We start from the raw sequence: 12,543 nt of genomic DNA, 5'->3' as shown, positions 1-12,543 counted from the left end.
CTAAACCCAAGCCTGCGCCAAGCATTCCACCGCTTTAGCGGCATTAATCGTTTTTTTTCAGTCGGTTATGAATGTCCATAGCAGCAATAGCCCCCTGCCCCTCAGCCACAACCAATTGATTTAAACCCGCGGTAATATCCCCTGCCGCATACAGACCTGGAACAGATGTTTGCTGATGACGATTCACCACCAGATCACCCTTGTCTTCCCGCGCGCCGAGATCAATAGCGAGTTTATTCTGCTGATTTGTACCCAATGCCGCATAGAGTGTGTCGAGGAGAATGTCTTGTTCTCCCTTGATCTTGCTCTGAATGCAAGCTTGCTCGAAATCAAATTGAATGCCAGGCTTTAGCAGGAAGCGAAGTCCAGCCTGCCTCATGCGCCGCCTGTCATAGTCTGAAAACACGCCGTCTTTTTGCGTCAGCACAAACACTTCGGCAGAATAATGGCGGAGAAAAAAGGCTTCATTTAATCCTTTTCTATCCTGAACAAGCACGCCAATGCGTTTGTTTTTCACTTCATAGGCGTCGCAAACCGGACAATAACGCAACAAGCCTTCAGCAATGGCCTGATCCGCATCCGGTAAATCAGGACTGATATCAATAACCCCTGTCGCTACAAGAACCATCTGCGCAAGATAACGCGCACTGTCCGTAAAAACCTCAAATAACCCACCCTGCTTTTTTAATTGCGCCACTTTCTCGACCGTGACTTTGGTTTGATAATGGGCCAACTGCGCTTTTAATAATTCCAATAGCCTGGCGCCCGCTATGCCTTTTACAAATGCCGGATAGTTATGGGAAACCGGAATGAGGGCAGCCCGGCTTTCGCCGCTGTCAAAAATTTTGAAATGACGGCGAAAGCGCGCCAGATAGAGCGCCGCTGTTAAACCGGCGGGTCCGGCACCAATAATCACGCAATCATAACAATCCCTGTTTTGTTTCAAGATGGCTTCCTCGTTACTGTGTATGAGTATAGTGCAGCCATTGCACTTGACGCCTCAGGCACACCCGACAGTCAGCGTGTCTCATCCAACGTATTGTGCTTTATGCACAGCATCAGTTGTTCTGTCCGAATAACGCGCAAAGCAGGGTATTAAGTAAAAGCCCTTGTTAGACGTGTTTGCCTTGAGGGCTACTCCCGTTTGGTTTTGACGTGACGCTCTTTTTCTGCCGCTTTCCTGCGTTTTGAATCCTCAATTTCACTGCCAGCCAGCCTGCTTTTTTGTTTGTCGTCTGTTTTATCTTTACGATCCACGGCATAGGGCTGTGGGCTGATGGTGTGGCGAGTCATGGGAATCTCCTTTCGCGTTGTCCTTATCCTTAAGTGTAGCAGCCCCCTTAAGCATCCAACCCATCAACCAGGCGTTTAACCAAACCCGGTCCCTGGTAAATCAAGCCCGTATAGATCTGCAGCAACGAAGCACCTGCTGCCAGCTTTTCACGGGCCATTTCAGGACTGTCAATGCCCCCAACCCCGATTAGGCAGACATCTTTGCCGGCCACTTCATTTAACAGGCGCAGGCAGGCGGTTGATCGCAAGGCCAAAGGCCGCCCGCTTAAGCCACCTGCTTCCTGACCATAAGGTAACGAAGCCACCGTCTCCCGTTCGGCGGTGGTATTGGTGGCGATGATGCCGTTAATTCCCTGACTGACGACTACCTCAGCCATTTGCTTTAAGGCCTCGTCTGTTTCGTCAGGGGACACTTTGACCAAAAGAGGTATGGTGCGTTGGTATTGATCTTCAAGCCGCTTTCGTTCGTCAGTTAATTGCATTAACAAATCAATAAAAAAGTCACCCCGTTGCAGCAAGCGTAAATCGGGGGTATTGGGAGAGGAGATATTAATGGTGACATAAGAAGCCTGCTTGAACACTTTTTGCAGGCAATAGCGATAATCATGAGCCGCGTGCGTCAGCGGCGTATCTTTGTTTTTACCAATATTGATGCCAAGAATGCCCTTATAATCTGCCCGGGCAACATGCTTGACCAACGCATCCACACCCTGATTGTTAAACCCCATGCGGTTAATGATGGCGTTGGCTTCTGGCAGGCGAAACAGACGGGGCTTCGGGTTACCGGGTTGCGGCTTTGGCGTGACAGTCCCCAGTTCAATAAATGAAAAACCCAGTTTGGCCAGTGCATCGAGGTGCTCGCCATTTTTATCAAATCCCGCGGCCAAACCGATTGGGTGGGGAAACTCAAGGCCCAAGGCATGAATGGGCCGTTGTTCAGGGCGTTTAAAACAGGCCGAAGGCATAAAGCGCAGGGCACGCAAGGCCAGCGCGTGCGCGCGCTCCGTGTCCAGTTTAAACAGCAGCGGGCGAATCAGATGATACATATAAGCAGACTCCAGCTAATTCAAAAAGAAAGGCAAACTGGGGTAATATAATACCCGCTTTAAGACTACGCCAGAAACCTGACTTAAAAAAGGATACTCATGATTACCATTGACCCCACCCAACTCGACGCAGCTGGCAAAAAATTGCTTTTTGATTTAATCAATCAAGCAGAAGATAATGAAATTGCTGCGGGGAAACACACCTTGTCTTGCAGTGAAAACACGCAGGATATTTTTCTTGTGCACCCCCTGCTCATTACTGAAAAAACTGCAACCTGTGTTCATGCAGAGGTATTGGCTAAACCATTTGAAAGCGGAAGTTATGGTTCGGTCATGTTAAGTCTTGGCAAAATCAAGAGCGAAAATGACATGTCGTTTCAGGAGCGGGCGCCTGAAAAGCAACAAGTCATCAAACGCATTGCCTTAAGTCGGATGCCCGAAAAGCGAATCCATAAAGAAGCGCTGCGTACGCAGTTGGCTAATGAATCGTTACGGTGTAAAGAACCGGTATTCAGTCAGGCGTATGGATTCCTGCGCATGCGAAAGGCGGGTGATATGGACTTGTTTAAACTGCACCGGCGCCTCCTAAAGAATAGAATTGAATTAAGTCTGCTTCAATACCTGGATATTTCCTTAGCGCTTGTCAAAGCGGTGGACGAACTCCATGAGAAAGGCCGTATTCATCGCGATCTTAAACCAGAAAATATTATGATTACCCTCTCGCCCCTAACCGTCAAATTAATTGATTTTGCCTTCTCCTGCCCCAAGAGTAAAAAAGAGGGTAAAACCATAAAAGGCACGCTCCCCTTCCTACCGCCAGAGGCATTTTATAAGATAAAGGTTAGCGTAGCAGGCGATATTTTTTCACTGGGCATGACCCTCGCCGAATTCTGGGGTGACTGCTCCCTGGATCATATCAAAGAACGGGATTTCGACTGTTTTGAAAAATACTACAGCCACCGCAAAGCAGAGAAGCTTAAACTCTTTACCGGGATGACCGTGCCGTCAGAAATTGCTGACCCATTAAACGAGCTACTGCATGGTATGATCCGTTTTGATCCGGACAAACGCCCCCCCCTTAAAACCGTTATGAGCACCCTGGCAAGTCTCATTGAACTCGAAAAACAATACCTGGCGCAACAGTCAGACCATCAAGACGATGTGCAGGAGGTAAGCGAGAAAGACGAAACGCCTGGCCCTGAATTGCCTGTTCGAGTCGGTTAAACAGGGCATTCCTGCGCCCAGACACGCAGCATGGCATTGCCGCTGGGTTGCAGATGATAATTGACGCTGCGAACCTCGACCCCATAGTTATGCTGCTGCAGTTCAAGCAGCACAGGCCCCAACAAAGGCGAGGGTTGGCCGTGGCGGTCGATTAAAGGAAAAATTCGCACTTCTTTAGCGACCCGTGCCAGCTCTTCAATAGCCTGTGCATGGAACGCCACATCCTGATTGTCGAGTTCGGCAAACAGATAATGCGAGCTTAAGGCATAATCGAAGGTAAAATCTTTAAAGGGCAACTTGATTTCGGTGATGCCGATGTAGCGCTTTTCCTCTTTGCCGCGTAAATAGTCTGCGAAAAAAGCAGCGAGGCCGCTGCGTCTTTTTTCAACCAATTCATTGAGACTATTTTCATAGCGGCTAAAGTCAAACTTCTCTTTTTCCTGCGTTACTTTTTTAAGCATATCGGCAAAAATCAGGGATACTTTGGAGTTGAGCGTATCGATGTCCAAGCTGAAAAGAGGATCGCAACTGACGCACTGGGCGGCTTTTCCAGTCAATTCGGCATTGATTGCGCTGGGGCCGCAGCCAAATTCAAGGATTTTTCCCTGCAAGTCCGCTTCGGTTAAGTCAAACATTTCCCTGTATTCATCGACATGATGACCCCAGATTACCAGCTTGTTCATAAATCTGCCCCTTAATGCCCAATGCCTGCTAAAAATGAAGTTGCAACTTGATTTTGATTGGGTATAGTCTAGCCTATTTGTTTAAGTAACAGGAAGTCAACTATGCATACTGGATTACACTACTCACTCGGCGAGACTTATGATCTGTTACGCGACAGCGTCCGTCAGTTCGCGCAACGTGAAATTGCTCCCCTTGCCGCACAAATTGACGCGGACAATGCGTTCCCCAATCACCTCTGGCGAAAATTGGGCGAGATGGGGCTGTTAGGCATTACGGCCAGCGAGGAATACGGCGGGGCCAACATGGGTTATCTGGCGCATGCCATTGCCATGGAAGAAATTTCCCGCGCGTCAGCCTCCGTGGGCTTAAGTTACGGCGCTCATTCCAATCTCTGCGTCAACCAGATTTATCTTAATGGCAATAACGAGCAAAAACGAAAGTATTTGCCTAAACTTATAAGTGGAGAGTATGTCGGCGCGCTAGCCATGAGTGAATCCAACTCAGGCTCCGATGTGGTGAGTATGCAGTTAAACGCCCAACCCCGGGGTGATCATTACCTTCTCAACGGCACGAAAATGTGGATTACCAACGGCCCGGATGCCGATGTTTTAGTCGTTTATGCCAAAACTGACAAACAGGCCGGCAGCAAAGGCATTACCGCCTTTCTGATCGAGAAAGGCATGGACGGTTTCAAAACAGCGCAGAAACTGGATAAATTGGGTATGCGCGGTTCCAATACCTGCGAACTGGTTTTTGAAGATTGCCGGGTACCGGCTGAAAATATTCTTGGCGACTTAAACCGCGGGGCTCACGTGTTGATGAGCGGTCTTGACTATGAGCGAACCATACTGGCTGCAGGCCCCGTGGGCATCATGCAGGCCTGCCTTGATGTGGTGATCCCTTATGTTCACGAGCGTAAGCAATTCGGCCAGCCCATTGGTGAGTTCCAGTTTATCCAGGGGAAACTGGCCGATATGTATACTGGATTAAGCGCCTCGCGCTCCTACCTTTATACGGTGGCAAAAGCCTGTGATCAGGGCTTGGTGAATCGGATTGATGCAGCCGGTGTCATCCTTTATACCGCCGAGAAAGCCACACAAATGGCACTGCAAGCTATTCAAACTCTGGGCGGGAATGGCTATATTAATGAATACCCCACGGGGCGTTTATTGCGGGATGCCAAACTGTATGAAATTGGCGCAGGTACCTCCGAGATACGGCGCATGTTAATTGGTCGTGAACTATTTAAAGAAACTTCATAAGGAAAAGGAAAATGAGTATGGATCAGAATGATATCGTCATCGTTGCTGCCAAACGCACCCCCATGGGTAACATGCTGGGCGCCCTGTCAGCATTGACAGCACCGGAATTAGGGGCCATTGCTCATCGTGCAGCACTCGAACAGGCTGGCCTTTCTCCCTCTGATATTGATGAAGTCATCACCGGTTGCGTTTTGCAGGCAGGGATAGGGCAAGCACCCGGACGCCAGGCAGCGATTGGCGCTGGCATTCCTCATTCTACCGGAGCAACAACAATCAATAAAATGTGCGGTTCTGGCATGAAAGCGGTGATGTTTGGTCATGATTTAATCAAATCCGGCTCCGCCAATATTGTATTAGCCAGCGGCATGGAAAGCATGAGCAATGCCCCTTACCTGCTTGACAAAGCTCGGTCCGGCTACCGTTTAGGTCATGGTCAGATTAAAGATCACATGTTCCTCGATGGGTTGGAAGATGCGTATCAGCGCGGCCAGTTAATGGGCTGTTTCGCGGAACAGACTGCTGAACACTTTGGTTTTACCCGCGCAAAGCAGGATGAATACGCATCCCGCTCATTGACTCGTGCCCTGCAGGCGCAACAGGACAATGGCTTTACTGATGAAATCGTACCCGTCACCATCGCGGACCGTAAGGGTGAGATCATCGTGTCCAAAGATGAAAGCCCCGACGCCGGCAAATTGAACAAGATTGCCACATTACGCCCCGCCTTTAAAGCCGATGGCACCGTGACCGCTGCCAATTCAAGTTCCATTTCCGATGGCGCGGCAAGCCTCATCCTGATGACGGCTGAACAGGCAAAAAAACGCGGTGTGAAGCCCCTGGCACGCATCGTTGCCCATGCAACCCATGCCCAGGCGCCCGAGTGGTTTACAACGGCCCCGGTGGATGCTATCCGTAAGGTCATGAGCAAAGCCGGCTGGACTAAAAATGAAGTCGACCTGTTTGAAATCAACGAAGCCTTTGCGGTGGTTGCCATGGCGGCCATTACTCAGCTTGAACTGGATGAAGACAAGGTCAATATTCATGGCGGCGGCTGTGCTTTGGGACATCCCATCGGCGCATCGGGTGCACGCATTTTAGTCACGCTTATCCATGCGCTGAAACAACGCCAGAAAACCCGCGGCATTGCGGCCCTTTGCATTGGCGGCGGTGAAGGAACGGCCATGGCCATTGAACTGGTTTAGTTCCCGCCTCTAATCCGATAGACTATGCCCGCCTTGCGACTGATGCGGGCATACAAAATAAAAATAACAAAGGATGTACATGCTTCGTCAAAGTCTTATTTATCTTGCCTTAAGCATTCTGGTCATTGTCTTTGCCAAATATGCCCACCTGCTTATTGTCTACATCGATATGTTTTATGCCTATGTGAATTTTAAACTCGCCGCCGTTTTCAATCATACCGGCATTGGTTTATTGATTCGCAAAGTGATTCTTCTGACCATGATTCCAATCCTTTTAGCCTTGGTTCCTGCGCTTATTTATCGACCGATACGGGGCAAACCCATGCCTTATCTGATTGAGTTGACCTGGTGTCTTTGGTTAATTATTGCACTCAGCAACATACTGATTTATTAAGGATTATCATGGCAAAAATAGTCAGCCAGATTAATACGGCAAATCCCGAATATAAACAAAACGCCGCGGCCATGCAGACGCTGGTTATCCAGTTACGCGACATCGTTGAACAAATCGCCCGCGGCGGCGATGACAAGGCACGGTCCCGCCATTTAAAGCATGGCAAGTTGTTACCGCGCGAGCGGCTTCAACAATTGTTAGACCCAGGCAGTCCCTTCCTGGAATTATCGCAGCTTGCCGCCTACCAGGTTTATGACGACTTAGTCCCTGCCGCAGGCCTCATTACCGGCATAGGACGGATTAACGGCACGGAATGCATGATTGTGGTCAACGACGCCACCGTCAAAGGTGGAACCTATTACCCGTTAACGGTTAAAAAGCATTTACGGGCACAGGAGATTGCGCGCCTCAATCACCTGCCGTGCATTTATCTGGTGGATTCTGGCGGTGCGTTTCTGCCGCGTCAGGACGAGGTATTCCCCGATCGCGATCATTTTGGCCGCATTTTTTATAATCAGGCCACCCTGTCTGCTGAAAACATCCCCCAGATTGCGGTCGTCATGGGATCTTGTACCGCCGGCGGCGCTTATGTGCCAGCCATGGCCGATGAGTCGATCATGGTTCGCAATCAGGCCACTATTTTTTTAGGCGGTCCGCCGCTGGTAAAAGCCGCAACCGGTGAGGTCATCAGCGCCGAAGAATTAGGCGGGGCCGATGTCCATTGCCGGCAATCCGGTGTGGCTGATCATTATGCCGAAAATGATGCCCACGCCTTATTCCTGGCGCGTCAGGCCATTGCCTTTCTGAACCGCAAAAAGCCGGATCAGCTAGCCCGCATGGCAAGCCGTGAACCCCTTTACGCCGCTCATGAACTCAATGGCATCGTCCCCGTGGATCCGCGTAAACCCTTTGACATCCGTGAAATCATCGCCCGCTTAGTCGATGCCTCCGAATTTGATGAATTCAAAGCCCTGTATGGCACGACTTTAGTCTGCGGTTTTGCGCACCTGTTTGGTTACCCGATTGGCATTGTCGCCAACAATGGCATTTTATTCGGTGAAAGCGCGTTAAAAGGCGCTCATTTTATCGAACTTTGCACACAACGCGGCATCCCTCTGCTGTTTTTACAAAACATTACCGGCTTCATGGTGGGCAGCAAATACGAAGCCAGCGGCATTGCCAAGCATGGCGCCAAAATGGTGACCGCTGTTGCGAATGCCAACGTGCCTAAATTCACCGTCATTGTTGGCGGCAGTTTTGGCGCCGGTAATTACGCGATGTGCGGACGGGCCTACGATCCTCGTTTTTTATGGAGTTGGCCCAATGCCCGCATTTCAGTCATGGGCGGCGAACAGGCGGCCAATGTGCTGGCCCAGGTTACTCGCGACAAACACAATAAAGCAGGCACCAGTTGGTCAACTGAGGCGGAAGAAGCCTTTAAAGCCGAACTTCGCGACCAGTATGAAGCGCAAGGCAATCCCTATTATGCCAGCGCCCGTCTATGGGATGACGGCGTTATCGCACCGGAAGATACCCGTACGGTGCTGGGGTTAAGTTTGTCTGCGGCCTTGAATGCCCCCATTTCACCGACGCGCTTTGGCGTATTTCGTATGTAAAAGGATAAAACCATGAGCCACCTGCTGCATGAATTGCATGACCGCGTGTCGGTGATTACCTTAAACCGGGTTGAGAAACACAATGCGTTTGATGACGCCCTCCTTAACGACTTGCAAACGGCATTAGACGAAGTCATCGCTAATCCTGACATCAGGGCCATTATTTTAAAAGCCAATGGCAAACATTTTTCGGCAGGCGCCGATGCCGGCTGGATGCAGAAAATGGCCCACTACAGTGAAGAAGAGAATGTCCAGGATGCCCTGGTGCTTGCGCGGCTGATGCATACCCTGCACAAAAGCAGCAAACCCACCATTGCCATGGTGCATGGTTCTGCTTTTGGCGGCGGTGCCGGGTTAGCAGCCGCCTGTGATATCGCCATTGCCGCTCACTCGGCCCGCTTTTGTTTTTCCGAAGTTAAACTGGGCCTTGTGCCCGCCGTCATCAGCCCTTACGTGGTCAAGGCCGTGGGCGCACGCGTGGCGAAATGGTTATTCATGAGTGCAGAAATGATCGATGCCGAGCGCGCCAAACAGCTTAATCTGGTCCATCATTGTATTAATGATGATGAATTATGGGACTATACCTTGGCTTACGCCCAAAAGATGACGGCGCTTGCCCCTGAAGCCGTCTCCGCATGCAAGCCCTTGGTTGACTGCGTTGACGGCCAACCCATTGACGAGGCATTAATCGCCAAAACCGCCGCCATTATTGCAAAAAAACGGGTCTCTGCTGAAGGGCAACGCGGGCTTCGCGCGTTCCTCAACAAAGAAACCCCTAACTGGAATTAAGGATTTTCATGTTTAACCGCATTCTTATTGCAAACCGCGGCGAAATTGCCTGCCGAGTGATTCGAACCGCTAAAAAAATGGGCATTGAAACCATTGCCGTTTATTCGCTGGCCGACGAGAATAGCCGGTTTGTGCAACTCGCCGACCAGGCTTACTGTGTGGGCGATGCCAGCGCCAAAAACAGTTACCTGAATATAGATGCTATCATCGAGGCGGCTAAAGCATCGGGAGCTGAGGCGATTCATCCCGGCTACGGTTTTTTGTCAGAAAATCCTCAATTTGCCCGTGCCTGCGAACAGGCCGGGATTGTTTTCATTGGCCCCAGTGTCCCAGCCATGGAAGCCATGGCATCAAAGCAAGTGGCCAAGCAATTATTGGAAAAAACATCCGTACCGCTGACGCCAGGCTATCATGGCCGCGAGCAAAGCGATACGCATCTGCTGAGTGAAGCTTGCCGTATTGGCTTTCCGGTTTTACTCAAAGCGGCAAGCGGCGGCGGCGGTAAAGGCATGCGTGCCGTCCACCAGGAAAACGATTTTCTGCAGGCGTTGGCAGGTGCCCGGCGGGAAGCCATGGCCAGTTTCGCCGATGACACCATGATCATTGAAAAACTGGTGTTAAACCCGCGTCACGTGGAAGTGCAGGTAATGGCTGACAATCATGGGGGGGTCGTGCATCTTTTTGAACGGGATTGTTCCATTCAAAGACGGCACCAGAAAATCATCGAAGAAGCCCCGGCTCCCCGTTTAAATGACGCCTTACGCCAACGTTTGGCGGCAGCTGCCTGTGAAGTCGCGCGCTCCATTGATTATCGCGGGGCAGGTACGGTTGAATTCCTGGTGGATGGCGATCACGATTTCTATTTTATGGAGATGAACACTCGCCTGCAGGTCGAACACCCGGTCACTGAAATGATTACCGGCTTTGATCTGGTGGAATGGCAGATTAAAATTGCCGCCAATGCCCCGCTTCCTGCCACCCAGGACGCCATTCGCCAGCACGGTCACGCCATGGAGTGCCGTATTTATGCGGAAGACCCGCATCAGGGCTTTATTCCCTCCATTGGTCAGATTCATTTTCTAAAAGAGCCTCACGGAGACAACATTCGCATTGACAGCGGGGTCATCTGCGGTTCGAGCATTACGATGTATTATGACCCCATGATTGCCAAGTTGATCACCTGGGGAAATACCCGGGATGAAGCCATTCAGCACATGCAAAGAGCACTAGGCCATTACGCTATTGGCGGTGTGAAAACCAATATCCCTTTTCTTCAGGAAATAGTGGGTAATGACGCATTCATTGCTGCCAACTTAAGCACCGACTTCCTGCAAAAACAAGCCATTAACCTGGCTGTCCCGGATAAAAAACAGGCCTTGCTCATGGTTGCCGCCTATGAGTATCTAGAGCTGCATCGTCACGAGGATCCAGTATTGCGTCAGAGCTTTGCCTGGCAGTCGCATTTACGCAGTCACTGGTACTGCCGCTATGTGATAGACGGACAGCCCTATTGCCTTAAAATGGAAGCGGTCAATGAGACACAATACCAGGTGACCCTGGAAAACGAAGCGCCCCTGACATTAACCGTACGCCTTGATGGCGATTGGCTAACCCTGGATGACGGAAAGCATCAGCAATCAGCCTGGATTAATCACGAGCAGGGCAAATTTTATTGCTACATCAAAGCTGGCCCGGTGATAATCAGCCCCTACCATTGGGAAGAATTGGGCCAACAAGCCGGCCCCAAAGGCCAGCTGACAGCACCCATGCCAGCGACCGTGGTGGCCATTCTTAAAAACAAGGGCGACAAGGTGAAAGAAGGCGAGCGCCTGATTGTGCTGGAAGCGATGAAGATGGAACATACCATTCACGCTCCGAAAAATGGCACTCTGGCCGAATTGTATTACGAAGTGGGATCTCAGGTGCAGGAAGGCGCGCAATTATTGGCATTACAGGATTAATCAGGCATTTACAGATCGGCGCTGTTCACTCAAAATGAAAAGAACCGTGCCATCATGTCTAAAAACCGGAATGAGCATGAACTACCCAAAACAAGTGACCATCGTTGAGGTAGGTCCACGCGATGGACTGCAGAATGAAATTACCTTTGTCTCGACACGAAAAAAAATTGAACTGATTAATCAACTCAGTCAAAGCGGCTTAAAGCGGATTGAAGCCACCAGTTTTGTTTCACCCAAAGCCATCCCACAACTCTCCGATAATGTCGATGTTTATACTGCCATTGAAAAACCGGCTGGCGTTCAATTTTCAGCCTTGGTCCCCAATACAAAAGGCTTGCAACGCGCCATTGAAGCCGGGGTTAAAGAAATTGCTGTATTTACCGCAGCCAGTGAGGAATTTAACCGACGCAATATTAATTGCTCCATCGCTGAAAGCCTGGGACGTATTGCCGACATTGTTCCTCTGGCAAGAGAACACCATATCAAAATACGGGGTTATGTTTCCTGCGTTGTCGGCTGCCCCTATGAGGGAAAAATTGCCCCTGCAAAAGTACGGGAAGTGACCCAGCAATTGGTTGAACTCGGCATTTATGAGGTAAGCCTCGGCGATACCATTGGTGTAGCAACCCCTCACCAAACGGAAGACCTTCTTGAAGAAATTTTAGATCACCTTCCCAGCGATAAAATTGCCATGCATTTTCATGATACCTACGGTCAGGCCATTGCCAATATCCATACCTCCCTGCAATACGGCATTAACTGCTTTGACAGTTCCGTCGCCGGGTTGGGCGGCTGCCCCTATGCCCGCGGCGCCAGCGGCAATGTGGCCACAGAAGATGTGCTTTACTTGATGCATGGGTTAGGGATTGAAACCGGCGTGGACATTTACAAAATTGTCCATGCCGGCGATATGATTTGCAAAGCCATGTCACGAAAAAATCAATCAAAAGTAGCCAATGCTCTCTTAGCCAATCCCTGTTAAAAGCAGAACGACGCAAAAAGCAAAATCGGGTCTATTGTTAGGTTTATCGTCTAAAATGTACGACCTGAAGGCAAAAAACGCCGATTGGTT

Annotated in this window: 12 protein-coding genes; 8 read left to right on the top strand and 4 right to left on the bottom strand. The window is 50.1% G+C overall.

The genetic code is table 11. The features are described 5' to 3' along the window. Positions 1 to 43: 43 nt before the first annotated feature. The 3 genes from Lery_RS00290 to Lery_RS00285 all read right to left on the bottom strand — a co-directional run bounded on the left by Lery_RS00290 (position 44) and on the right by Lery_RS00285 (position 2,339). Complete coding sequence (locus Lery_RS00290) at positions 44 to 946, bottom strand: NAD(P)/FAD-dependent oxidoreductase (RefSeq protein WP_058525246.1); 903 nt, start codon at positions 944 to 946, stop codon at positions 44 to 46. Positions 947 to 1,134: 188 nt separating this feature from the next. Beyond that, a complete protein-coding gene (locus tag Lery_RS15170) occupies positions 1,135 to 1,293 on the bottom strand; it encodes a hypothetical protein (protein WP_156412462.1) in 159 nt (52 codons plus the stop codon). Between the two features lie 47 nt (positions 1,294 to 1,340). After that, positions 1,341 to 2,339, bottom strand: coding sequence for a quinone-dependent dihydroorotate dehydrogenase (locus tag Lery_RS00285; protein WP_058525245.1), 999 nt, complete (start codon positions 2,337 to 2,339; stop codon positions 1,341 to 1,343). 99 nt (positions 2,340 to 2,438) lie between these two features. Between Lery_RS00285 and Lery_RS00280 the strand changes: the two genes are divergently transcribed. Then, a complete protein-coding gene (locus Lery_RS00280) occupies positions 2,439 to 3,563 on the top strand; it encodes a protein kinase domain-containing protein (RefSeq protein WP_058525244.1) in 1,125 nt (374 codons plus the stop codon). Here Lery_RS00280 and Lery_RS00275 read toward each other — a convergent pair. Further along, the gene (locus Lery_RS00275; RefSeq protein ID WP_058525243.1) at positions 3,560 to 4,246 is read right to left on the bottom strand and encodes a hypothetical protein; all 687 of its coding nucleotides are present in this window, start codon (positions 4,244 to 4,246) and stop codon (positions 3,560 to 3,562) included. The two genes, Lery_RS00280 and Lery_RS00275, sit on opposite strands and share 4 nt — an antisense overlap. A gap of 102 nt (positions 4,247 to 4,348) precedes the next feature. On the opposite strand from Lery_RS00275, the gene Lery_RS00270 reads away from it, so the two are divergent. The 7 genes from Lery_RS00270 (at position 4,349) to Lery_RS00240 (ending at position 12,453) form a co-directional block, all read left to right on the top strand. Next, complete coding sequence (locus Lery_RS00270) at positions 4,349 to 5,509, top strand: isovaleryl-CoA dehydrogenase (RefSeq protein WP_058525242.1); 1,161 nt, start codon at positions 4,349 to 4,351, stop codon at positions 5,507 to 5,509. A gap of 17 nt (positions 5,510 to 5,526) precedes the next feature. Beyond that, complete coding sequence (locus Lery_RS00265) at positions 5,527 to 6,711, top strand: thiolase family protein (RefSeq protein ID WP_058525241.1); 1,185 nt, start codon at positions 5,527 to 5,529, stop codon at positions 6,709 to 6,711. Positions 6,712 to 6,790: 79 nt separating this feature from the next. Further along, a complete protein-coding gene (locus tag Lery_RS00260) occupies positions 6,791 to 7,105 on the top strand; it encodes a hypothetical protein (RefSeq protein ID WP_058525240.1) in 315 nt (104 codons plus the stop codon). Positions 7,106 to 7,113: 8 nt separating this feature from the next. Then, the gene (locus Lery_RS00255) at positions 7,114 to 8,721 is read left to right on the top strand and encodes a carboxyl transferase domain-containing protein (protein ID WP_058525239.1); all 1,608 of its coding nucleotides are present in this window, start codon (positions 7,114 to 7,116) and stop codon (positions 8,719 to 8,721) included. A 12-nt stretch (positions 8,722 to 8,733) separates the two neighbouring features. Then, on the top strand, positions 8,734 to 9,510 hold the full coding sequence (locus tag Lery_RS00250) for an enoyl-CoA hydratase-related protein (protein WP_058525238.1): 777 nt from the start codon (positions 8,734 to 8,736) through the stop codon (positions 9,508 to 9,510). Between the two features lie 8 nt (positions 9,511 to 9,518). Further along, positions 9,519 to 11,471 (top strand): acetyl-CoA carboxylase biotin carboxylase subunit, encoded by a 1,953-nt coding sequence (locus Lery_RS00245; RefSeq protein ID WP_058525237.1) that lies wholly within the window; start codon positions 9,519 to 9,521, stop codon positions 11,469 to 11,471. A 76-nt stretch (positions 11,472 to 11,547) separates the two neighbouring features. Continuing rightward, complete coding sequence (locus Lery_RS00240) at positions 11,548 to 12,453, top strand: hydroxymethylglutaryl-CoA lyase (protein WP_058525351.1); 906 nt, start codon at positions 11,548 to 11,550, stop codon at positions 12,451 to 12,453. Positions 12,454 to 12,543 lie beyond the last annotated feature (90 nt).

It is taken from the genome of Legionella erythra, assembly GCF_001467615.1.
GTDB classification, from domain to species: domain Bacteria; phylum Pseudomonadota; class Gammaproteobacteria; order Legionellales; family Legionellaceae; genus Legionella_C; species Legionella_C erythra.
This window is presented reverse-complemented; position numbering and strand designations above follow the sequence as displayed.